The sequence below is a fragment of the Tsuneonella rigui genome (genome assembly GCF_003958625.1).
Classification (GTDB): domain Bacteria; phylum Pseudomonadota; class Alphaproteobacteria; order Sphingomonadales; family Sphingomonadaceae; genus Tsuneonella; species Tsuneonella rigui.
Genome location: NZ_RSEL01000028.1, coordinates 116393 through 138509, shown reverse-complemented (window position 1 = coordinate 138509; position 22117 = coordinate 116393). Strand labels below are relative to the sequence as shown.

The following is a 22117-nucleotide window of genomic DNA, read 5'->3' as shown; positions in this document are numbered from 1 at the left end:
CACGGAAATCTGCGAAAAATGTGACTGGCTTAGCTGCCAGCGACCGCGAATGTCCGTCTCTGACCGGGCGATTTTGGGGGCCATGGTGGGGGCCAGTCGGAATCACCGGAAAGGCGTGGCCCCCAAATGGCGCTCTCAAACACCGCACTGCGCAATGTGAAACCCAAGGAGAAGCCCTACAAGCTCGCCGACGAGAAGGGGTTGTTCCTGCTGGTGCAGCCATCCGGCGGCATGTTGTGGCGCTTGAAGTATCGGATCGACGGGCGCGACGAGACCGGTGCGCCCAAACGCGTCGAGAAGAAGCTAGCTCTCGGCACCTATCCCGAAGTCGGGCTGAAGGACGCTCGGGACCTGCGAGACGAGGCCCGCGCGCTGCTCGCGAAGGGGATTGACCCGGCGGATAAAAAGCGCCGCGACAAGCGGGCCGCCAAGATTGGCGCGGCGAACACCTTCAGCGCCGTTGCCAAAGCCTATATAGCCAAGAACCGGCGGGACGGCCTGGCCGACGCCACTGTTCGTAAGCGCGAGTGGTTTCTGAGCCTGGTCGAGAAAGCTTTAGGCAGACGGCCGGTGTCGGAAATCGAGCCGTTTTCAATCCTGGAGGCGGTGCGTCCCTATGAAGCCTCCAAAAACGACGAGAAAGCGCATCGGACGCTGCAATTCGTCGGACAGGTGTTCCGCTACGCCATCGCCAATCAGCTCGCCACGACCGATCCTACGCGCGATCTCCGCGGCGCCCTGGCCAGCCGCAAGCCGAAACACCTTGCAGCAATTCTGGAGCCAAAGCGGGTCGGCGAACTGCTGCGTGCCATCGACGGTTACGAGGGCCAGCCGATCACGCAGATTGCGATACAGCTTTCGCCTTATGTGTTCGTGCGCCCCGGCGAATTGCGGCGCGCTGAGTGGTGCGAAATCGATCTCGACGCGGCGGTGTGGCGCATCCCTGCGAGCAAGATGAAGGGGCGGCAGGAACACGCCGTGCCGCTCTCCCGGCAAGCAATCGAGCTATTGCGGCAGGCTGGCGAGTTGACCGGCGATGGCCGCTATGTGTTCCCGTCGATGCGGTCGCCTGCCAATCCCATGTCGGAAAACACGGTCAACGCAGGTTTGCGACGGCTGGGTTACAGCGGCGACGAAATGACCGCGCACGGATTCCGCGCGATGGCCAGCACACTGTTGAACGAATCCGGCAAATGGTCGCCCGACGCCATCGAGCGCGCGTTGGCGCACAAGGGAAAGGATCTTATCCGAGCCGCCTATCATCGCGGAGCGCATTGGGCGGAGCGGGTCGAAATGGGGCAATGGTGGGCCGATTATCTCGATCATTTGCGGGACGGTGCGAAAATCGTTCCCTTCCCCGCAAGGTTGGCTGCAGATCGATAAAGGTCATTCGCAAGCAGACGCGGGTGTTGTTGAGAGAACGAGCATTTTCCCCGGCGAATTTTGCTGAAAGTGCCTGGACCTCTTGCTGATCGTTCGTTCGCGTCCGAACTAAGGTGCGGGGATAGGCTGGCCAGCCGACAAACGCGCATCCCACGCGCTTCCCCGCTTATTTTGGGGGCCGCGAGGGAAGCGGGTTGGGCGAAGAAGCGAAACGACCAAATCCTATCGAGCAGGCAGCTCGCGCAGACCTGTTGGGTCGCGCGAAGGCGCAGCTTGAAAAGTTGTTCGAGCACTGGGTCCGAAATAGTGCAGTGGACCACCCGCCTCCGATAGTGCCACGAGACGAAAGCCTGCCCGGTCGAGATTGGCTTCCCGAACCCAATTGGATTAGCGGCTGGCTCGCGTTCGAGCTGCTGCGACTGCAATGCGAGCCATATGAGTGGGCACCGCCGCTCGCGAGAATTTGCCAAATCATCGCAGATCAGTGGGATCGCGACGAGACCGGACTGAACTATGCGATGGCCTCGTTGCCGCCTAGCCACGAACTTCTTGCGCGTCTTACGCCAGGTTCAACCCACTGGTTTCGCGCTGCGTATGACCTGCTGACGTTAAAGGGAGCGGACGGCATCGAAGGCTGGGAAACGTTTGTCAGCGACCTCTACGACTGGGTTGGTCCCTACGATTGCCTGCGCCTCCGGGCTGCTGATCTGGTCGACCACGCACTCGCCCATCATTGGAGCGTTCGCGAAATTTCCCTGCCAGAGGCCAAGCAAGAGCCGATCTGGTCGTTCCCTAAGGCTATGACGTGGATTGCCACTCGCGACTACATGGCCCTCGCCCGACTACCCCACTTCTGCCGCCCGGATGATGAGGATTCCGCTGCCGCAGCCGAAGGTGTCTGGCACTATGCCACGAGATTTCTCGGCTGGCTCCACGCGGAGATTTCATATCTCCATTGCAAATGCGGTGCCATCGATGAGTTTGGCTTTGAATCATACAAGCACTGCACTTGCACTTCCCTCGCGTGGGAAGAGCTCGTTTTACATCGTGGTGGCCTAGCTCCTGACATCCCGGAACTGGTGTTCAACCTGCAGGAAGGCTGGCTCTCTATGACCTGGCCCGATGGAGCGGACGAGATCAGGTTTATGCGGCGCGAGATTCTCGACAAATGGCCCGCTCCGATTGCCTCCCAAGCGAAGCAGGCGACCGTCGAGGTATCAACGGCGGCCGGTGAGCAAGCGTGCCGAGAATGGTTGATCAAAGAGTTTGCTGCCGATCCCGATAAGCGTCGGACCAAGAGAAGTTTCCGCGAGGCAGCGATAAAGGCATTTCCAGGCAGAGTTAGCGAGAGAGGCTTCAACCTTAGGGTGTGGCCAGAACTTGCCCGACAACATGCGCGGGATTCCGCCGGAGCTAAGCGAAAGTCGTAGGCGCGCGATAATCATAACGGCGTTTCGATTCGCCAGTTTTTCAGGTCCGCTATTCGGGCAATTCAGCATCCCTCATGCTCGCCCGTGTCCGCTGGCACCCGCCAGCCGAAACGGAGCGACGATCATGGAAAAGCTGGCTTACTCGATCAACGAAACCGCGCGGGCGCTGAGCCTGGGGCGCACGTCCGTCTATTCGATGATCGCAGACGGGCGGCTGGATGCGTTCAAGCTGGGGCGGCGCACGCTGATCCGCGCGGAGTCAATCAAGCGACTGGTGCGCGGCGAGGACTGAGGCCGGTGGCAGGCGGCCGGGCCAACCCCTACAAAGTCAAGCTGCACTTCAGCTACACTGCTGGCGAGCTGGCGACCTGTCTTGGCGTGCACAAAAACACCGTGCGCAATTGGCGACGAGAAGGCTTGGCCCCGGTCGATGAGGCGCGCCCTATCCTGTTTCAAGGCGCAATCGTGCGCGCATTCCTATTGAAGCGGAACGCCAGGCGTAAGCAGCCCTGCCCGCCCGGCACGCTTTATTGCCTGCGCTGCCGCCAGCCGAGCGAACCCGCGCGGGATATGGTCGAGTATTCTCCGATAAAGGCCGCCAGCGGCAATCTGCGGGCGACCTGTTCGCATTGCGGAGCCGTCATGCACCGTCGCATCCGCGAGGCCGACATCACCCGGTTGATGCCCGGCTGCACGGTCCAACACCGGCGTGGCCATTCAAGCCTAATAGAGAGGGCCGATCCGTCCCTGAAATGTGACTTGGAAAGGGCAAGCTGATCATGCCGAAACACAACGCCGCGAACGAGCGCATCAAGCGCGAGTATTTCGGCTTCCTGCGGGAAGCGAAGGGGCGCGACTCGGCGACCATCGACAGGGTGGCGATGGCGTTGGCGCGGTTCGAGGATTCGACTGTCCGCAAGGACTTCCGCAAGTTCCACCGTGAACAGGCCATCGCCTTCAAGCGGCGGCTGGGCGAGGCGCTGAACGCGGCAACGGGCGATCGGCTGAGCAAGGCCACCGTCGCCTCGATCCTGCGCGATCTGAAGGCCTTTTTCGAATGGTTGAGCCGCGAGCCAGGCTATCGCTCGAAACTCCATTTCTCCGATGCCGACTATTTCAGCCCCAGCGCGAAAGACGCCGCCATCGCCCGCGCGCCGCGCGAGAAGGCGGTGCCCACTGTCGAACAGGTCCAGCGCGTGCTTGAGACGATGCCAGCCGGAACCGTGCTGGAGCGCCGCGACCGGGCGCTGGTGGCCTTTGCGGCACTGACCGGGGCGCGGGTCAATGCGCTGGCCAGCTTCCGGCTGGGCCACGTCGATCCCGACGGCGGATTCGTCGAGCAGGATGCGCGCGTGGTCCGGACCAAGTTCGCCAAGACGTTCCGCACGTATTTCATGCCGGTGTGCGATGGCGCGGCGGAAATCGTGGCGGCGTGGTTCGAGGAGCTGCGCGACGGCCACTTGTGGGGCGATGCCGATCCGCTGTTTCCCGCGACCGCGATGGGACTGGGCGAGGATGGCGGTTTCGAGGCGCGAGGGCTGGCGCGCGAGGCGTGGAAATCGACCCAGCCGATCCGCGACATCTTCCAGCGCGGCTTCGCGGGGGCGGGCCTGCCCTATTTCAACCCGCACAGCTTGCGCGACATGCTGGTGCACCATGCCATGCGGCTCGACCTGACACCCGCGCAGATGAAAGCCTGGTCGCAGAACTTGGGCCATGAGGCGGTGCTGACTACCTTCACCAGTTACGGCAAGGTGCCGGTGCACCGGCAGGGCGAGCTGATCCGCGAGAGCAAGGCGGCGAAGGATGGTGGCAGGGCGCTTGACGACGCGGCGTTGATAGCGGCGCTCGCCGAGCGGCTGGACAAGACAGCTCGATAAGGCGACCATTCAGCACAGGCGGCGATCAAGGAGGCTTGGTCGCTGTCCGGTTCACAGGGGCCTGTTTGGACTACTACCTATCGCAAAACGGGTTGGAATGGCCGGGCGGCGCGCCGCTCCTCGGGCGCAAGTGGATTGCTTGGCGACGCAACCGGGCGATCGCGCGGTCGAGGCAGCGCCGCCGACTTCCGCCGTTTCCCGGCGAGCCGCGCGAGCGAGATTTCAGATTGCCCGCTGGTCGAATGCACTTTCACGAAGCGCATTGGCTTTGGTTTGAGGCGACATTCTCTCCTCGCGTAAAGCAAGTAGTCGAAGATGCGATCGAGAAGCTGCTGACCGATCTTCGCGCGGCGGGCAGGTTCGCGCCGGTGCCGTCTCGTTGGGACGAGTTCTACCGGCGAGTCGCGGCGGGCTATGACCGCGAGCAGGGTCCGCCGATGCCCCTGATCCTGTCGTCTCACTGGTCTTCGACCGCCGCTCAGAAGAACGACGTACTACGTGGCCAGTTATTATGGGCAAAGGCGCACGGTCGGCTGGGGGCGGCGTTATTTCACCTGCGCGGCCTAGTGAACGAGGATTGGCGTCCTTTGCCAATGGAGCGATGGCAGGAGTGCGGGGACCTTTAACCGTGGGCAGTATCGGATCAGGCCGAACGAGGATGGAGTAGCTTCCAATTGGCGCGCGAAATCTCAGAGTTTGACGGTGAGCATCTTTCGAGGCTCTTGCGCCGGAAAGAGGGCCAACGGATCGCCGACGCGCTCATTGGCTGCAGGTTCTATAGGATCGATCCCGAACGGACGTTTGCGATAGTCGCGTGTGACCCTGCTTCTGGGCTGCTTTCCATCGAGGAGGAGCATCGTCGAGAAGCGCGGGCCGCATTGTCTGCCGGATATGTCCTCTGCGAAGACGATCGGCTTCAGATTGCAGTTTCCAGTATCGAGACAGATCAAGATCGAGCAGAGCGGCAAGCCATCAATCGGGTAGTCGCAGCGGGCCTTCCGGCATCCGCCGAAGTTAAGGACCGGGAACTCGTTGATCGGGTCATCGGTCAAACCAATTCGGGCCAAATCCCAAACAGCCGTGACCGTAAGCTGGTGTCGGGGGTGTTCGAGAAATACGGGGCGCATCGACCGCTTCTGAAGCTGTTGCGGCAGTGGGGCGATCTTTGTGGTCCTGCGGATCTCCCCGGCGATCTCGTTATCCAGGTGACCAGCACCCTGCGGACGGTTGGCTACCTCAGGGAAGCGATCGCTCAAACCGATATTCTTCTGCGACGGGATCACGGCCTCAGCCCAGAGCAATCACAAATTCTGTTCAATCAGCGCGCGGCGCTTTGGCTCGACCTTTACGAACTGGGGAATGACTCGAAATTGCTGGCTAGAGCGCGTCGCGCGGCAGGACAGAGTTGGGCCATCGGCCCAAGCGACCATTGCAGCAACGTGTACGAGAAGATCAAAAGGCTGGAGACCGCCAGCGGCGACGAGGCCCGTCCCCTGCAGCAGGCCAAGAACAAGCAAATGATCGATAGAGAATGGGCCACTTGGAAACTTGGCCGCAACCCCTCGCGGCGCTAGGGGAGGGACTACAGGGGGAAGAATGTTCGAAAATGCTTTCAACAACATCGACCGGGCCATGCGCAACGACGAGGGCCTCGCGTCGGAACTGGATTATGCTGAGCAGACTAGTTGGCTGCTGTTCCTGAAATACCTCGACGACCTAGAGCAAGAGCGCCAGGACTCCGCCGAACTTGAGGGCAAAGACTACGCCCCTATCCTTGAGCCGGCCTACCGGTGGAGCATCTGGGCTGCACCCAAGGGCAAGGATGGGAAGATCGATCACGATAAGGCCGCGACCGGCCCGGACCTAATCGACTACGTCAACGGCACGCTTTTCCCCTATCTCAAGACCGTCAGCGCCAGCGCAACCGACGCCGATACGATGGAATACAAAGTCGGCGAAATCTTTTCGGAAATCGCAAACCGCTTCCGCTCCGGCTATTCGCTGCGCGATGTGATCGACATCATCGACACGCTCGATTTTGGCAGCACCAAAGCCAAGCACGAGCTGTCCGACCTTTACGAGACGCGCATCAAGCGGATGGGCAACGCCGGGCGTAACGGGGGCGAATACTACACGCCGCGCCCGCTGATCCGTGCGATGATCAAGGTCGTAAAGCCTGAGATCGGCGAAACCATCTATGACGGGGCGTGCGGATCGGCTGGCTTCTTGTGCGAGGCGTGGGAGTACCTTCGGCGCGACGATCTTTCATCCAGCCAGTGGGAGACACTGCAGCGCAAGACGTTCTACGGGCAGGAGAAGAAGTCGCTCGCCTACGTGCTGGGCGTGATGAACATGATCCTCCATGGGATCGAAGCTCCCAACATCCGGCACGCCAACACACTGTCCGAAAACGTGATGGACATCCAGCAGGCTGACCGTCACGACATCGTGCTGGCCAACCCGCCCTTCGGCGGGGGCGAGCGCAAGGAGGTGCAGCAAAACTTCCCGATCAAGTCGGGGGAGACCGCATACCTTTTCCTGCAGCACTTCATCCGCAAGCTGAAGGCGGGCGGGCGCGGGGCGGTGGTGATCAAGAACACCTTCCTCAGCAACACCGACAACGCCAGTGTGGAGCTGCGCAAGGAACTGCTGGCCAGCTGCAACCTCCACACCGTGCTCGATTGCCCCGGCGGCACGTTCCAGGGTGCAGGCGTGAAGACGGTGGTGCTGTTCTTCAAGAAAGGCGCGCCCACTCGGCAGGTCTGGTATTACCAACTCGATCCGGGCCGCTCGCTCGGCAAAACCAATGCGCTCAACGACGACGACCTCGCCGAGTTCGTCGCGCTCCAGTCGGACAAGGCGGACAGCGCCAAGAGCTGGACGGTGAGCGTCGACGAACTCGACAAGGCGACGTGGGATCTGTCCGTCCGCAATCCCACCGCGCCGGAGGAAGAACCCCTGCGCGCGCCCGAGCAGATCATGGCCGAAATGCTCGCACGGGACGAGGAGACGCGGCAGATCCTCGAAAAAATCCGGAGGATGCTGTGAGCGCAGCCGCGATCTTGGATGCACCCTCCGTGACGGCTTGGCCGCAGGCGAAGCTGGCCGACATTGCCGACATAGTGAACGGCGGCACGCCCAAGTCGAACGTGGCTGAGTTCTGGAATGGGGAGCATCAGTGGCTGACACCTGCTGACATGGGCAAAATGGTCAGCCGTGAGATCGCCCAGACCCCCCGGACCATCACCGCGATGGGCCTTGCCAAGTCATCCGCGCGGCTCGCGCCCCCAAGGTCCGTGATCCTGTCGACACGCGCTCCCATTGGCCACCTTGCCGTCAATGCCGTCCCGATGGCCTTCAACCAAGGGTGCCGCGCCCTCGTCCCCGGGCCGAAGCTAGATCACGTCTTCCTCTACTACTTCCTGCTGCATAGCCGAGAACTGCTCAATGAACTCGGCACAGGAACGACATTCAAGGAGCTCTCGGCCACAAGCCTCAAGACGGTTCAGATGCCGCTTCCCCCACTGGAGGAGCAGAAGCGGATTGTTTCGGTGCTGGATCAGGCCTTCGCCGCCCTCGACCGCGCTCGCGCCCTCGCTGAAGCCAATCTGGTGGATGCGGAAGAGTTGTTCGAATGTCAGCTAACACTGGAATTTGTTGATGCCGGTGATCCCAAAGAGAGATTCCCCTTCGGCCAGCTATGCACAGCGCTGACACCCAAGACGAAAATTCAGAGGAAGGAATATCTCGAAGCAGGCGCGTTTCCGATCGTATCACAGGAGGCGGATCTCGTTTCGGGCTACTGGAATGATCAATCAGCGTTGGTGAGGCTTACAAAGCCGGTCGTGGTCTTTGGCGATCATACTCGATGTCTGAAATACATCGATTTCGACTTCGTTGTCGGTGCCGATGGGACCAAGGTTCTGCTACCTAAGTCCGGGATTGATCCGCTGTATCTCTATTATGGGCTACGGAGCGTCCCTCTTGCCGAAAAGGGTTACGCTCGGCACTTCAAGTTTTTGAAAGAGGTGTCTTTGCCGAAGCTAGAACTTTCCGAGCAGGGACGAGTCTCTTTGGGCCTACGCTCCCTCGAAGAAGAAGTTACCAAGCTTACAGCAGCCTATTACGATAAGCTGGGCGAATTGACTGACCTCCGCCAATCCCTCCTCCAGAAGGCCTTTGCAGGGGAGCTGGCCTGATCCAATGCAGGAAACCGAAGCCGATACACGCGCCAATCGCATCGATCCGGTCCTCAGAAAGGCCGGATGGGGCGTCGTGGAAGGCTCGCAGGTTCATCGGGAGCATATCTGCCCGGGGCGGCTAGTTGGAGGAGGCGAGCGAAGCGGGGCGCTTTCCGCCGACTACGTGCTGACCTATCGCGGGCGCAAGCTCGCGGTCATCGAGGCCAAGCGAGCCGGATTGGGCCATACCGACGGCAGGGGACAGGCGTGGAATTATGCCACCATGCTGCGGACTCGCTTCGCCTACTCGACCAACGGGATCGGCTGGTACAGCATCGACATGAACACGGGGGACGAGGGCGATCTCGCTCTACCTTTCCCCTCACCTGACGACCTTTGGCAGCGCTGCTTCCCGACCGGCAATGTCTGGCGTGACCGCTTCGGCGCGGTTCCTTTTGAAACGGGCGGGGGCAAGTGGCAGCCGCGCTATTACCAGCACAACGCGATTACTGCGGTTCTGGAGGCCATTGCGCAGGACAGGCGACGCATTCTGCTGACTCTCGCCACCGGCACCGGGAAAACCTCGATCGCGTTCCAGATCGCATGGAAATTGTTTCAGTCCAGCTGGAATCTTACTCGCGAGCCGACACGCCGCCCGCGCATCCTGTTCCTGGCCGATCGCAACATCCTGGCCGACCAGGCTTACAATGCCTTCAGCGCCTTTCCGCCCGACGCGCTGTGTCGGATCAGCCCGGAGGAAATCCGAAAGCGCGGCAGGGTGCCAACCAACGCCAGCGTATTCTTCACAATCTTTCAGACGTTCATGACCGACGGAAAGAGCGCTGAAGGCGGATTCACCTTCGAGGGCTACGAGCCGAACTTCTTCGACTTCATCGTGATCGACGAGTGCCACCGGGGCGGGGCCAAAGATGAAAGCACCTGGCGAGGCATCCTCGAATATTTTGCGCCAGCGGTGCAACTGGGTCTTACCGCCACGCCGAAGCGCGACGTGAATGCGGACACCTACGGCTATTTCGGTGAGCCGGTTTACACCTACGCACTGAAAGAGGGGATCGGCGACGGTTTTCTCACGCCCTTCAAGGTGCGGCAGATGGCGAGCACGCTCGACAGCTACACATTCAGCGATGACGATGAGGTAATTAGCGGGGAGATCGATCCTGATCGGGAGTACACCGAGGCCGATTTCAACACCAAGCTGATCATTGACGAGCGCGAGAAGAGCCGGGTTCACGAGTTCATGGACCAGATCGACCAGCGCCAGAAAACGCTGGTCTTTTGCGCCACGCAGGACCACGCCGCGCGGGTCCGCAACTTCATCAACCAAGTGAGGGACAACCCCGATCCACACTACTGCGAACGGGTCACGGCCAACGACGGCAAGCTGGGCGAGCAGCATCTTCGGGAGTTCCAGGACAACGAGAAGACGTTGCCCACGATCCTGACGACCTCGCACAAGCTCTCGACTGGGGTCGACGCGCGGAACGTTCGCAACATTGTCCTGCTGCGCCCCATCAAGTCGATGATAGAGTTCAAGCAGATCATCGGGCGGGGGACGCGCACTTTCGAAGGGAAAGACTTCTTTACCGTCTACGATTTCGTGAAGGCCTACGAGCATTTCAACGATCCCGAGTGGGACGGGGAACCGTTGCCACCCGAGGAGCCGAAGCCACCCAAGCCACCCGGACCAGGGGGACCGCAACCGCCTGGTGGACCAGATGGGCCGGACGAACCCGAGGAGCCTGTCGCCAAGATTGTAGTCAAGCTCGCGGATGGGAAGGAGCGCCGGATTCGCTACGTTGCCGCAACGACCTATTGGTTCAACGGTCGGCAAATTACCGGGCAGGAGTTTATGGAACAACTGTTCGGCGACTTGGGCACACTGGTCCGCAGCGAGGATGAGCTGCGCGAGGTTTGGAGCGATCCCGGCACTCGCTCAGCCTTTTTCGCCAAGTTAAGTGAGCTGGGATATGATCGTCAGCGACTAGACGATATGGCCCGGCTCATCGACGCGCCTCAAAGCGATGTCTTCGACGTGCTCGCGTACATACGTTTTACTTTGGCACCGCTCACACGAACACAACGCGTCGAAGCAGCCGAAAGCGCAGGTTTGTCGGGCTACGAAGCCGAAATGCAAGACTTCCTCCGATACGTTCTGAGTGCGTACGAAGGTCAAGGGATCGAAGAGCTTGATCCTCGTCGTCTCAGCGACTTTCTTCGTATCCGCTTTGGTGGCACGAATGACGCCAAGCGCGCGCTAGGTTCTGTCGAGCAGATTCGCGATGCTTTCCTGGGCATTCAGCGCCATCTGTTTTTGGAAGCTCGAGTTGGCGAATGACAAAGCTCGATTACAGCAAGGTTCCGGAGTCTGATCCGGCTAGGATACAGCCTGAAAACATTCCGCCACAGATGTCCGACCGCGACATCGATTCATTCAAACGCCAACTGAAGCGGAAATACGGGCGTGCAAAAATCAAGCCCGGGCCGCGCCGGTCCTTTGCTGAGGTGGTATCTGGCGTCGGCCCGAAAAAGCTTGGCCAGATTGGCGAGCGTATCAAATTGATCCGCAAGTCCGGCAAAGCGGACGCGGACTCTTTCATCCAACAGACTGCCATTATGGCTATGCAGCACGCAGAAGCGACGGGTGACTGCGGCCATGCCGCGCGGCTGGTCGAAGCATTGCCTAACAGCATTCGGGCGAACCGTTTGGCAGAGTGGATTTCGCGCTTTTCGCCGATTGTCTTCGGTAAAGGCAAGAAGGGGGGTATCCGAGCCTCTATCCGCAAAGAGGGCTCGCCCGGGCCAACCAAGTTCAATTACGCTGGGGCGAGGGGTACAGTTTTCCGTTGATCGGAAGGTCAATCTCTTCAGGCATTTTCGATCTTTTCTCCTCGCGAGGGGGCCACTTTGGGGGCCATCGCAGATCGTCTCGCAAAAAACTCTTTGATAATCAAAATTATGGGGACTCATCGGGAGTCCTGTAAGCGCACCACTTCACACCCGGCCGAACGACACCCGAATCTCCACTTGGTCGGGCTGCACGCCGACGGCCGAGGCGATGCGGGTCTGGCAGTCGGCGATCAGGGCGGGGACGCCGCCGCTGGGGGTCGTTCCGCCGCTTACAAGGGTTTCTAGCGGCATGGCGAACAGCGCGCTGAGGCTCTCGAGCGATTCCAGGCGGGGGCGCGAGCGGTCCTTTTCCCAGCCCCATACCGATACCTTCGACACGCCGATCTTGCGGGCGACGAAATCGAGCGTCCACTGGTTCGAGGTGCGCGCGCGCGACAGCCGCTGGCCGAGCGTCTCTCCCGAAGAGACGGCGAACGACTCCATCATGTTCATGGGCTGCGATCCTGGTGTTTCGTCGGAATGGGTCAAAGGAATGCTCAGCATCGCCTCAATCCCCGGTGGATGGCGGCGGCAGGCCCAGGCCCTGGAGCAATTCGGCGTAGGCGCTCGGCTCGGGTTCGGGCGCCTGCTCGACGACCGGGTTTTCCGGCTCCTTGAGGTACACCGACGCCAGCTCCTGATTGCTCGCCAGTTCGGCGTCGGGCTGGGCTACGGTCGCCAGGCGCAGCCGTAGTGCGCTGGATGCCGTCATGGTCTCATCGCCTTGCCGCTGTTCGGCGAGCAGGCGCTGTTCGGCGCTGAGCTTCGGGGCTTCGGGCGCGCTGAACTCGGCCGACCGCAGCTCGAGGATGCGCAGGCACTCGGCATAGACCGCCTGCACCGACTGCGGGTCGCAGCGGTCGTGCCCGCCGATCCGGGTGACCGCGCCCGGCGGCCGGTCCTTGGGGTCGGCGATCGAGCCGGTCAGCGCGGTGCGCGACTGGCCGGTGCCGGCGAGCTGCGTGATCGTGCCGCCCGCTCCGGGCGCGGACAACTGTGCCGGCATCGCGCCGGTCGGCTCGGACAGCGGCGGGGCAGCGAGCGTGCGGTCGGCGTCCTGCTGCGGAGCCGGAAGGTTATCACCCTTGGTCAGTTGCTCGACCGGCAAGGGCTTCGCAGCGGCGGGCAGCGCGAAATCGTCGAGGCGCACCGGATCGGCCTGGTCCTGCCCCAACGCCGGCCCGGCGGCTGACACCGCCATGATCCCGCACCAGAGGAGCCGCCACCGCATCACTTGGTCTGCGTCACCAGCAGGGCCTGGCCCGCGGGCTGGGTGATCTGCAAATCCGACAGGCCGACGCCGGTCTGGGTCCAGGTCAACTGGTTGTTCCCGTTCTGCACGGCGGTCATGGTGCTGTCCGAGCCGTTCTGGGTCAACCGCGCCATGTTGTTCTCGCCGTTCTGGGTAAGCGACATGGTGTTGCGGTCGCCCATCTGCAGCGCCTCGACACCGGAGGTGGTCATGCCGCCGTTTTGCGTGACCGTCATCTGGTTGGCGACACCGTCCTGCGTGAGGTAGGCGACCTGCGCGCCGGCACCCGATTGCGTGAGGGCGGCGGTGTTGTCGCTACCCTCCTGCACGATCGTGCCGTAATGCGCGCCGGTTCCGCTCTGCGCCGCGCTCGCGACATTGCGGTCTCCGGTCTGCGCGATGCGCGCGTACTGCGTGTTGCGGGTCTGCGTGATAGTCGCCGCGTTGACGTTGCCGATCTGGTCGATGAACGCGCCGCGGCCGCTACCGCGCACGATGGTGAAGCGCGGCGGGTCGTAGTCGCGGACCACCTTTTCCTTGGCGTTGCCTTCGGGGCTGGGGTTGCCGTTGTTGCCGTTGCACGGGTTGCCGGTTCCCTGACCGCCGCCGGGCTCGCAAGGCTTGCCCGGGGTTTCCTTGTCGGTCTTGGCGTGCGCGGCGGGCGCCAGCATCAGCGCCGAGAGCGCGGCGACGCCGGCGGCTAGAATCGAACGCTTCATTGCCCGTCTCCCTTGGCGGGTCCTTGCCGGACGACCGCCCGGTTGCTTCCGCCCGACTGGACGATGGTGGCGCGGTTGCCGCTGCCTGACTGCTTGAGGCTGGCCGCGTTGCACGCGCCGTCCTGAATAACGTCGGCGCTGGCCGAGGCGCCGCTCTGGTCGATCGCCAGGCTGCCGCCGCTGCCGGACTGCACCGCGAGCGCGGAATGGTCCTTGCCGTGCTGGTCGAGGCGGACGGTGCCGTCGGGATCGGTCTGGACGATCAGGCGATCGTGCCCCGATCCGCTGGTGCTGACGGTAACCCCTGGATGCGCGTTCGCCATGGCCTTGTCTCCCGGGCAGGACGGCGATCCATTCGAACCAGCAGCGGGCACGGCGGCGAGGCCTGCCAGCAGTGCCGAGTACCTGAAGAACTGCCGATGCATCGTCGTTCCTGTCCTATATCATCGCGTTGAGCCAACCATCCCCCGGCTCGCGAGCGGTTCGCGAGCCGAGGCGATGGTCCGGCGGAGCGCGCTTGTCAGACGCTCCGCCGGCGTCGCTCAGGGGGTGCCCTGAGTGACGGTGGCGGTGTTGCCCGTGCCGCTCTGGGTGACGGTCGAGAGGTTGTCGTCGGAGTACTGGCTCACCGTCGCGGTGTTGCCGGTGCCCGACTGGTCGATGTCCGAAGTCGACCCCGTACCCTGCTGGATCACCGTCGCGGTCAGCCCGATGCCGACCTGATCGATCGTCGAAGTGACGTCGGTGCCCCCTTGAGTGACCGTGGCGTTGTTGTTGTGGTAGCTCCACCCGCCGCTCTGGTTGACCGTCGAGCTGGCGTGGTCGCTGGTCGCGGTCTGGGTGACGGTCGCCTTGTCGCCGAACTTCTGGTTGACGCCCGATGTGCCATACGCGCCGTTCTGGGTAACGTTGGCGTAGCTTTGCTCACCCTGCGCGACGCCCGAGGTGTTGAACGTGCCGCCCTGACTGACGATCGCGGTGCCGTTCGAGGTGCCGTTCTGGGCAACGCTCGAGATGTTATCCGAGCCGAGCTGTTCGACGTAGACCCCGTCGTTGTTGCCGAAGATGAACACGCCCGAACGGTTGCGGTCACCCGACTGGACCACGGTGGCCGAGGTGTTCGAACCGCCCTGGTCGATCGACGAGACGTTCAGCGCGCCGCTCTGCTGATTCAGAGCGGTGTGATTGCCCTGGTACTGCTTGATCGTCGAATCGTTGGTCGCGCCGGTCTGCTCGATCGTGGCCGAGGCCGCGCCGGTGATCCGCTGGCGGATCGCCGCGGTCGAGCCGGCCGCGCCGCTGCCCTGGCTGATCGTCGCCTTGACCGCACGGGTCGGCCCGCCGGCAACCGCGATCTGGTCGATGTTGGCCGTCGCTGCCGACCCTTGCGTCACGGTCGCTTCCGCGCCGCTGCTTGCATAGGGAGTGTTGGCGAGGCTGAAGCGGGTCTGCTCTTCGGCGTTCGGCGTGCCGCCCTGGTTGACGGTCGCCTTGGCGCCGCTGCCCGACTGGGTGACGGTGGCGAGGTTGTTGTCGCCGAGCTGGCTGACGGCCGACTTGGCCGACGAGCCCGTCTGGCTGACAGTCGCGCCGTTGACGTTACCGTTCTGATCGACGGTGGAGGTGTTCGACTGGGCCATTGCGGCGCTGGCGCTGAGCGCCAGGACCGAGGCCGAAAGGATTGCGAGTGTCTTCATGAGTTGATCCTTTGAAGCAGAGAACTGGGGGAGGCGGGCACTTCGCGTCCCGCCTCCTCACGTCGGCTTAGCTGCCCTGAGTGACGGTGGCCGTGTTGCCCGTGCCGCTCTGGTTGACCGTCGAGATCTGGCCGAGGCCGGTTTGGGTCACGCTGGCGGTATTGTCGGCACCCGATTGCACGATGTCCGACGTCAGATCGGTGCCGTTCTGGCTGACCAGCGCGGTGTTGTTCTGGCCGTCCTGCAAGATGTCGGACTGGGCGTTGCTGCTCAGAACATCCTGCGTAACGCGCGCGAAGTTGTTGACGGTGTCGCCCGCCAGGGCAGCGCCCGTCTGGGTCGTCGTCGCGCGCGAGTTGTTACCGTACTGGAAAATACCGGCCGTGTTTTCTGCACCAGGCTGATTGATCGTGGCCACGTTCCCGCCGCCGGTGCCGCTGATTTGCTCGATGTTCGCGGCGTAGGATGCCGGCAGCTGCTGCGGCGGCAGCGACTGTCCGTCCTGAGTGATCGTGGCGGTCTGGTTGGTGCCAATCTGGAAGGCTCGTGCCGAGCTGTTCGCATTCTGGGTGATCGTCACAGTATTCAGCGCGCCCCCATTGGGGCTCGAGTCTTGATACACGAGGGCGTTGGCGCCAGCGGCACCGCCATTTTGGGTCACGGTGGACTTGTTGGGACCATCCAGCTGGGTCACGTCAGCGCGGCTGCCCGCGTGCTGCGTAACGTCGGATTCGCTGTTTACGCCGGTCTGCCGCACGTTGGCATATGCAGCAGTGCCGTCCTGGATAATCGAGGAGTCAAGGTTGGTGCCCGACTGATCAACGATCGCCTGATTGTTAGCACCCGATTGCAACACGCTCGACTTGTTGTCGCTACCCTGTTGTGTGACGAATGCGTCGTGGTTCAGCCCGCTCTGCGAAATGTCGCTGTTGTTGTTGGAACCGGTCTGGAAAGCGTTAGCAAGCTGGCTGCTGCCACTCTGCCCGATCGACGAGGTGTTGTTCGAACCGATTTGGATCACGCCCGCGTTGGGCACAGGTCCAGGAGAAACGGAAACTTCATTGTTGTCTCCGGTCTGCGCGACGGTCGACGAGTTGCCCGCGCCGCCCTTTTGATCCACGCTCGCGCCGTTGTTGAAAACGCCGGTCTGGGTGATCTTCGAGTAACTGTCGCCATCCTGGTTGACGACGGCATGGTTGCTGTTGCCCGTCTGGGTGATTTCGGACTCGGCGCCATCGCCCTTCTGGTTGACGATCGAATTAGCGACGTAGGCATTCGACTGGTCGACGGTCGACTTCCCGTTGCTGCCGGTCTGACCGATCGTCGCGTGGTTGCCTTCGCCGCCTTGGGTGACGGTGGAAGTGTTGTCTTGGGCCATCGCCGGCGCGGCCAGAAACGCCAGTGCCGAGGCGGTGGTGAGAAGAAGCTTTTTCATGATTGAATACCTTTGAATGGGAAAGAAAGGCCGGCGCCCAGGGGAGCGCCGGCCGGCCGGATCAGTTCTGAGTAACCGTGGCGGTGTTGTTGCTGCCGCCCTGGTTGATCGTCGAGACGTTGTCGGTCGCGGTCTGCGTCACCAGTGCGGTATTGCTGTTGCCCGACTGGTTGATGGTCGACTCGTTATCCACGCCGCCCTGGATGAGCGTTGCGGAGTGCAGGTCGCCCGACTGGTTGATCGTCGAGCTGCCGTCGGTCCCGGTCTGGGTGACGCGCGCCAGGTTGTTCTCCGACAGCGGACCGGCGGGGCCGGCGGCGGGATCGGGGTTGCCCTGGTTGACGAACGACTCGTTGCTGGCGCCGATCTGGTCGATGAACGCCGCGTTGGTGGTGCCATAGGTCGGATCGACGTTGCCGCCGGTGTTGCCGTAGTCGCCACCCGCAGCAGTCAGGTTCTGGCGCACTTCCGACGAGTTGTCGGTCCCACCCTGCTGGACGTCGACGCTGTTGACCCGGCCGCCCTGGATGATGAGCGACGCGGCCCTCATGCTGCCGTCGAGCTGGCGGACACCGGCCGAGTTGTCGCTCGCGCCGACCGAGTTGTTCTCACCGATCTGCTGAACGATCGACTTGCCGAAGTCACCATCCTGGTCGACGTGCGCGGCGCCGCCGCGACGGGTCTGCAGGATGTCCGACTCGTTGTTGTTGCCGCGCTGGTCGAGCGTGGCGACCAAGGCGTCGCCGGACTGACGGACATACGAATCGTTGTTGTTGCCCTGCTGGTTCACGTCGGCAGTCGCCGAATACGCAAGACCACCGCCAGACTGGTCGACATCGGAGATGTTGTCGACACCGTTCTGGACCACCGTTGCAAACCGGTTCGTGCCTTGGGTGACCGTCGACAGGTTGCCGTCGCCCGTCTGGGTCACGCCCGCGCTCGAGCCGGCACCGCTCTGAGTGATGTTCGAAACCTGATCGTTGCCGTCTTGGTTGACGTTGGCGATGTCGCTCGCGCCCGACTGGGTGATGTTCGAGTCGTTCGAAGCGTAGCCGCCTACGGGGCCCGCAACCGCGTTGACCTGGCGAACTATCGCGCTCGCGCCGGCGGCACCGGCGTTCTGCGTGATGGCCGAACGGTTGTCACCGTCGCGCCCGAACACCTCGCCCTGCGTGACAAGGACGTTCGCGCCCGCCGCGTTCTGCGTTACGAAGCTGTGGTTGTAACCGCCGGTCTGGTTGACGATTGCATTGGCTGCGGCGTTCTGGTCGATTGCCGAGTAGTTCAGCAACCCGTTCTGGTCGACGGTTGCCGAAGCGAGCGCCGCGTTCTGGTTGATCACCGAATCGTTGTTGGGCGGGGACAGCGGATCGAGCGTGCCCGTCGGAGCAGCACCGGCCTGAGTGACCTTGGCGGTCGCACCGGCGTTCTGGTTGATGTCCGAACGATGCTCGCCGCCCGTCTGCGTGACAGTCGCCTTCGCGCCGCTGGCGAGCTGGTCGACGGTCGAAACCAGGTTCGAACCGTTCTGGCTCACGCCGACGGTGTTGTTCGTCGTGGCGGTGTACGAGCTGGTCCCGTTGGTCACGTCACCGGCGCTATTGCCGTTGCCGACCTGGTTGATGCCGGAGGTGTTGCCGTTGCCGGTCTGATTGACGCTAGCGTCGTTGCCGTTGCCGTTCTGGCTGATGGTCGAGCTGCTGGCGCCGTTCTGCACGACATACAGGGCGTTGCCGTCACCACCGAACTGATCGCTGGTCGATGAAGCGCCCGTGCCCTGCTGGCGGACGTAGGCGTCCTGATTGTTGCCAACCTGGCCGACGTCGATGGTGGCGCCATTCGCGCCGCTTTGGTCGGCGACCGCGCGGTTTTGGCTGCCGCTCTGGTTGATCAATACGGTCGAGTCATTCGTCAGCAGCTGCGAAACATTGGCGACGTTCTCGCTGCCCCCGTTTTGGTTGACCGTGGCTTCGATATTGCTGCCGCGCTGCGAAACGAACGCACCGTTCTCGGCGCCTGCCGCCGGAGTGGTCGACTGAGTAATGTAAGCACGCTGGCCGATGCCCGGGGCATAGGCCTGGTTTACCGACGCCCGGTTGTTGCCGGTCTGGTCGATCTTGACGTCGCCGTTGGCACCGTTTTGGCTCACCAGCGCATAGTTGCTCACCGCGCCTTCGTAGCTCGGCGGCGGCGCGTCGGTGGTCGGGACGCCAGCCATGTTGGCGCCGTTCTGCTTAACGGACGACTTATTGTTGGTCGCGGCGGCGTTACCTGTGCCCTGCTGGACGTCGGCCCAGTTGTCGGCTCCGGTCTGCTCGACGGTCGAAGTGCTGCTCGAGCTGTTCTGCGTCACATAGGCCTGCGAGTCCGTGGCATTCTGCGTCACCGTCGAGGTGTTGTCTTGCGCAAGCGCCGGGCCGGCGACGAACAGCGCAGCTGCCGATACCGACGTGAGGAAGATATTCTTCATGTCAAAGCTCCTGATGGATGGATTGGTCCGTGAACTGCGGCCCGGCACCCGGCGAAAAGGGTTCGCTGAATGCTGAAGCGTGGACCCTTTGCCGGGCCTCGATTTGTCGTTCGGGCGCGCGCAAGGCGGCCCGGTTCCGGACAGGAGCTTGAAAGTAACGGAAAACTAATTCCTGCCGTGGCAGGAACCCAAAGTCTGAAATGGGCTTGTTCCCGTAACATGGTTGTCAAACTCCAACCGGAGATTCATAACCATGCCTGTCATGCGCCTCGGCGCAGGGCTGACATGGTTGTACACGCAACTTCGTCAAACGGGGCGCGTCGGAGCTGCAACTCCGGCGCGCCTTTCTTCATCGACCCCTACGAAGCGGCTGCAACCACCCGTCGAGACCACCGGATCTTGGCGCTATCGGGCAGGTCCGGCCGCCTGCCCACGCCATCGCGCACCGCCTAAGCGGCGCTCAATTGCTCGCGCGACCTTCCGTCCGCCGACCGAGCGCCGTATCCTCGGCGTCGTTGGCGGCGGTGCGCTTGATCTTCTGCGGGGCCATCGGCGGCGCGTTGCGCAGCGCCTCGGCCATCTTGGCGGCGTCGATCCTGCCGTCGCGTTCCTCGCGGTAGGCGGACAGCAAGGGCGCGCCGGCCTCGGGATTGCTGAATTTCCACAAGTTGAGTTCGGCGCCTTCGAGGACCATCGAATAGACAGCCTTCTCGATCGCCTGTTGCAGCGCGACCTGGTCGGGCTCGTTGGTAGTGTAGCCGAGCTCTGCCTGGAGCAGGTCCTTGAACCCGACGAAGCGGAATGCGTTGGCGCCGATCGCCTGGCTGGCGATGGTCTTGGAGGCGGTGACCGTGGTCAGCACCTCGCCGGTGCGGACCGAGACCGCGCGCAAGTACACGGTGACCGTGTCCTGGCGGTATTCGGTATGGCCGCCGATGCCGAGGAACGCCGCGCCGGCGCCGCCGGTGACGGTGTTGGTGTCATAACCGACGATGCCGCCCTCAAGGATCACGCCGGCGAACAGCAGCGCGGGCAGGGCCTGCGGGTTGACGCCCTGCTCCCCGAGATAACGCTCGCGCATCTCGCGGATGATCTGGCGTTCGTTGAGCAGGTTCTTGAGGCTCTCGCGCTCGACGATGGTGAACCACTGGCGGTTGCCCGCGTCCTGCAGCGCCTTGACCAGGATGGAGGCGCCGCCCTGGCTGACCGCGCGCGACAGGGTCTGACCCGTCTCGCTCGGCTTGAACTGCCCGGTCTGGTCGGCGAAGCCATAGACCGCCACCGCCACCGGCCGGTCGGGCGCGGGGAGGGCGGCGAGCAATGTCTGCGTCTGCGTGCGATCGGGGATGAAGGCCTTCGAGCGGGTTTCCGGCCAGGCGGTGCGCCCGTCCTTGGTGACCGTCGCGCAGCCCGACAAGGCGGTCACGGCGAGTCCCGCGACAAGCAACTTGGACGTCGTCCGGCGAACCATCTCAGGGCGCCACGTCGATGAAGGTCGGGATGACGATGGTGGTCACTTCGCCGGTGTCGTCATCGGTGATCGTCAGGGTCACTTCGGTCAGGCTGCGGACGAAGTTAATCGTCTGGCCGCCGAAGCTGATCGTGCCGCTGTCCTGCGGGTTGTCGCCGAAGATCGCGTCGACGATTTGCGAGGACAGCGCCGACAGCAGCCGCGACTGGAGCTGGCGGGCGAAGATATCCGCCTGCGAGCTATTGGCGGTCGCCTTTGGGTCCTTGTAATCGTTCTGCGCGTTGGCGATGCCGAGCAGGTGCGCCGAGTTGAACGGATTGCCGCCGAAGCTCGGATCAATCGGCTGATAGGTGATATCCTGCGCCATCGCGGACGACGGCACGACAAAGCTGCAAACAAGCGCGCAGGCCGCGACGGCCCGCAAATTCCTACCGATCATGAAGACCCCCTCGGGACGAGCTCGGGCTCGCCATTACCGATCCCTTCAAAGGGCCGCGCCCTCCAAAAGTTAACGAACAGCTAACCATTCCAGTAGCGATTCGCATCCCCAACTTTGGGGAGGAAGTGCAATTAACTTAGGGGCTTAGGAAGGGTGTCTCGTATTGAGACGGACCGAGGCTAACGCGTGCAATAACCGCTGACGAGCCGGGCGAGGTGAACCGCCGAGCTGACGCCTGCCTTTGAATGTACTTGTTTTAAGTGGCTGCGAACGGTGCTGAGCGAAATGCTCAACGCGTCGGCGATCTCCTTCGGAGCGCGCAATCGGGCGAACTCGTCGAGCACGCGCGATTCGGTCGCGGTGAGCCCCAAGATTTTCGCCAGGCCGCTTTCCTGCACGGTGCGGCAGGGGATGGACAGGTTGACCACCGCGCAGACAAGATCCTCGCGGTCGCGCGGGCTCCAGGCCTGGATCATCGCCCAGTGCCGCCGGTCCGCGCTGCGCAGCAACAGCCGGTCGCACTCCGGCCCGACTCGTTCGATGAAGTGCGCGAGCGCTTCGTTGCCAGCGCTGCTCTCGGCCAGTAGCCGGCCTTTCGCGAGGCGAAGCGGGATCAGGTCGCCGAGCAATCTGGCGGCGTCGGGCCCGTGCCAGAGGACGGCGCAGTGCCGGTCGAGGACGAGCCGGGGCCGGGCATCGGCCGCGCCGTGAAATGAATGGACGTATTGGTCGTACGTCAATTGCTCCCCTTTATCGACGCCGGCGCTAACTGCTTCCTCGACCACAACGACCCCCCGTTCGCCTGTGTGGTTAACGGACGCTTGGCGATTCGCATTGGAAAAAAACGACTTCG

General features: G+C 62.7%; 21 protein-coding genes. 11 read left to right on the top strand and 10 right to left on the bottom strand.

Features of this window, described 5'->3' with window-relative positions; genetic code table 11:
- The first annotated feature begins 126 nt into the window (after nt 1-126).
- The 11 genes from ELY12_RS12195 to ELY12_RS12145 all read left to right on the top strand — a co-directional run bounded on the left by ELY12_RS12195 (nt 127) and on the right by ELY12_RS12145 (nt 11742).
- Nucleotides 127-1383 (top strand): tyrosine-type recombinase/integrase, encoded by a 1257-nt coding sequence (locus ELY12_RS12195; protein WP_126176985.1) that lies wholly within the window; start codon nt 127-129, stop codon nt 1381-1383.
- Nucleotides 1384-1577: 194 nt separating this feature from the next.
- Nucleotides 1578-2813: a hypothetical protein gene (locus ELY12_RS12190; RefSeq protein WP_126176984.1), complete on the top strand. Its 1236-nt coding sequence runs from the start codon at nt 1578-1580 to the stop codon at nt 2811-2813.
- 124 nt (nt 2814-2937) lie between these two features.
- A complete protein-coding gene (locus ELY12_RS12185) occupies nt 2938-3105 on the top strand; it encodes a helix-turn-helix domain-containing protein (protein ID WP_126176983.1) in 168 nt (55 codons plus the stop codon).
- Between the two features lie 5 nt (nt 3106-3110).
- A complete protein-coding gene (locus tag ELY12_RS12180; protein ID WP_126176982.1) occupies nt 3111-3590 on the top strand; it encodes a helix-turn-helix domain-containing protein in 480 nt (159 codons plus the stop codon).
- Between the two features lie 2 nt (nt 3591-3592).
- Nucleotides 3593-4693 carry a tyrosine-type recombinase/integrase gene (locus tag ELY12_RS12175; RefSeq protein WP_126176981.1) on the top strand — a complete coding sequence of 367 codons (1101 nt, stop codon included), beginning with the start codon at nt 3593-3595 and terminating at the stop codon, nt 4691-4693.
- 65 nt (nt 4694-4758) lie between these two features.
- Complete coding sequence (locus tag ELY12_RS12170) at nt 4759-5319, top strand: hypothetical protein (protein WP_126176980.1); 561 nt, start codon at nt 4759-4761, stop codon at nt 5317-5319.
- Nucleotides 5320-5367: 48 nt separating this feature from the next.
- Nucleotides 5368-6267 carry a hypothetical protein gene (locus ELY12_RS12165; protein ID WP_126176979.1) on the top strand — a complete coding sequence of 300 codons (900 nt, stop codon included), beginning with the start codon at nt 5368-5370 and terminating at the stop codon, nt 6265-6267.
- A gap of 22 nt (nt 6268-6289) precedes the next feature.
- Nucleotides 6290-7741, top strand: a complete 1452-nt coding sequence (locus ELY12_RS12160) for a class I SAM-dependent DNA methyltransferase (RefSeq protein WP_126176978.1) — start codon at nt 6290-6292, stop codon at nt 7739-7741.
- Nucleotides 7738-8892 carry a restriction endonuclease subunit S gene (locus ELY12_RS12155; RefSeq protein WP_126176977.1) on the top strand — a complete coding sequence of 385 codons (1155 nt, stop codon included), beginning with the start codon at nt 7738-7740 and terminating at the stop codon, nt 8890-8892. The genes ELY12_RS12160 and ELY12_RS12155 overlap by 4 nt, the downstream gene beginning before the upstream one ends.
- Nucleotides 8893-8896: 4 nt before the next feature.
- A complete protein-coding gene (gene hsdR / locus ELY12_RS12150) occupies nt 8897-11230 on the top strand; it encodes an EcoAI/FtnUII family type I restriction enzme subunit R (protein ID WP_126176976.1) in 2334 nt (777 codons plus the stop codon).
- Nucleotides 11227-11742, top strand: a complete 516-nt coding sequence (locus tag ELY12_RS12145) for a hypothetical protein (RefSeq protein WP_126176975.1) — start codon at nt 11227-11229, stop codon at nt 11740-11742. Before hsdR ends, ELY12_RS12145 begins: the two co-directional genes overlap by 4 nt.
- A gap of 144 nt (nt 11743-11886) precedes the next feature.
- On the opposite strand, the gene ELY12_RS12140 is transcribed toward ELY12_RS12145, so the two are convergent.
- The 10 genes from ELY12_RS12140 to ELY12_RS12095 all read right to left on the bottom strand — a co-directional run bounded on the left by ELY12_RS12140 (nt 11887) and on the right by ELY12_RS12095 (nt 22049).
- Nucleotides 11887-12285 carry a helix-turn-helix domain-containing protein gene (locus tag ELY12_RS12140; protein ID WP_126176974.1) on the bottom strand — a complete coding sequence of 133 codons (399 nt, stop codon included), beginning with the start codon at nt 12283-12285 and terminating at the stop codon, nt 11887-11889.
- Between the two features lie 4 nt (nt 12286-12289).
- A complete protein-coding gene (locus ELY12_RS12135) occupies nt 12290-12982 on the bottom strand; it encodes a hypothetical protein (RefSeq protein WP_126176973.1) in 693 nt (230 codons plus the stop codon).
- Between the two features lie 29 nt (nt 12983-13011).
- Nucleotides 13012-13752 (bottom strand): hypothetical protein, encoded by a 741-nt coding sequence (locus tag ELY12_RS12130; RefSeq protein WP_126176972.1) that lies wholly within the window; start codon nt 13750-13752, stop codon nt 13012-13014.
- Nucleotides 13749-14177 (bottom strand): hypothetical protein, encoded by a 429-nt coding sequence (locus tag ELY12_RS12125; RefSeq protein ID WP_126176971.1) that lies wholly within the window; start codon nt 14175-14177, stop codon nt 13749-13751. Before ELY12_RS12125 ends, ELY12_RS12130 begins: the two co-directional genes overlap by 4 nt.
- Before the next feature lie 117 nt (nt 14178-14294).
- A complete protein-coding gene (locus ELY12_RS12120; RefSeq protein WP_126176970.1) occupies nt 14295-15449 on the bottom strand; it encodes a hypothetical protein in 1155 nt (384 codons plus the stop codon).
- 67 nt (nt 15450-15516) lie between these two features.
- Nucleotides 15517-16884, bottom strand: coding sequence for a hypothetical protein (locus tag ELY12_RS12115; RefSeq protein WP_126176969.1), 1368 nt, complete (start codon nt 16882-16884; stop codon nt 15517-15519).
- 61 nt (nt 16885-16945) lie between these two features.
- The gene (locus ELY12_RS12110) at nt 16946-19354 is read right to left on the bottom strand and encodes a beta strand repeat-containing protein (RefSeq protein ID WP_126176968.1); all 2409 of its coding nucleotides are present in this window, start codon (nt 19352-19354) and stop codon (nt 16946-16948) included.
- 460 nt (nt 19355-19814) lie between these two features.
- Complete coding sequence (locus ELY12_RS12105; protein ID WP_241229846.1) at nt 19815-20780, bottom strand: CsgG/HfaB family protein; 966 nt, start codon at nt 20778-20780, stop codon at nt 19815-19817.
- A gap of 46 nt (nt 20781-20826) precedes the next feature.
- Nucleotides 20827-21264 carry a curli assembly protein CsgF gene (locus tag ELY12_RS12100; RefSeq protein WP_126176966.1) on the bottom strand — a complete coding sequence of 146 codons (438 nt, stop codon included), beginning with the start codon at nt 21262-21264 and terminating at the stop codon, nt 20827-20829.
- 179 nt (nt 21265-21443) lie between these two features.
- The gene (locus ELY12_RS12095) at nt 21444-22049 is read right to left on the bottom strand and encodes a helix-turn-helix transcriptional regulator (protein ID WP_126176965.1); all 606 of its coding nucleotides are present in this window, start codon (nt 22047-22049) and stop codon (nt 21444-21446) included.
- Nucleotides 22050-22117 lie beyond the last annotated feature (68 nt).

Coding starts and splice junctions, on each gene's coding strand:
- ELY12_RS12195 (WP_126176985.1), top strand. CDS start 127: ATGGCGCTCTCAAACACCGCACTGCGCAATGTGAAACCCAAGGAGAAG.
- ELY12_RS12185 (WP_126176983.1), top strand. CDS start 2,938: ATGGAAAAGCTGGCTTACTCGATCAACGAAACCGCGCGGGCGCTGAGC.
- ELY12_RS12175 (WP_126176981.1), top strand. CDS start 3,593: ATGCCGAAACACAACGCCGCGAACGAGCGCATCAAGCGCGAGTATTTC.
- ELY12_RS12160 (WP_126176978.1), top strand. CDS start 6,290: ATGTTCGAAAATGCTTTCAACAACATCGACCGGGCCATGCGCAACGAC.
- hsdR (WP_126176976.1), top strand. CDS start 8,897: ATGCAGGAAACCGAAGCCGATACACGCGCCAATCGCATCGATCCGGTC.
- ELY12_RS12145 (WP_126176975.1), top strand. CDS start 11,227: ATGACAAAGCTCGATTACAGCAAGGTTCCGGAGTCTGATCCGGCTAGG.
- ELY12_RS12140 (WP_126176974.1), bottom strand. CDS start 12,285: ATGCTGAGCATTCCTTTGACCCATTCCGACGAAACACCAGGATCGCAG.
- ELY12_RS12135 (WP_126176973.1), bottom strand. CDS start 12,982: ATGGCGGTGTCAGCCGCCGGGCCGGCGTTGGGGCAGGACCAGGCCGAT.
- ELY12_RS12130 (WP_126176972.1), bottom strand. CDS start 13,752: ATGAAGCGTTCGATTCTAGCCGCCGGCGTCGCCGCGCTCTCGGCGCTG.
- ELY12_RS12125 (WP_126176971.1), bottom strand. CDS start 14,177: ATGCATCGGCAGTTCTTCAGGTACTCGGCACTGCTGGCAGGCCTCGCC.
- ELY12_RS12120 (WP_126176970.1), bottom strand. CDS start 15,449: ATGAAGACACTCGCAATCCTTTCGGCCTCGGTCCTGGCGCTCAGCGCC.
- ELY12_RS12115 (WP_126176969.1), bottom strand. CDS start 16,884: ATGAAAAAGCTTCTTCTCACCACCGCCTCGGCACTGGCGTTTCTGGCC.
- ELY12_RS12110 (WP_126176968.1), bottom strand. CDS start 19,354: ATGAAGAATATCTTCCTCACGTCGGTATCGGCAGCTGCGCTGTTCGTC.
- ELY12_RS12100 (WP_126176966.1), bottom strand. CDS start 21,264: ATGATCGGTAGGAATTTGCGGGCCGTCGCGGCCTGCGCGCTTGTTTGC.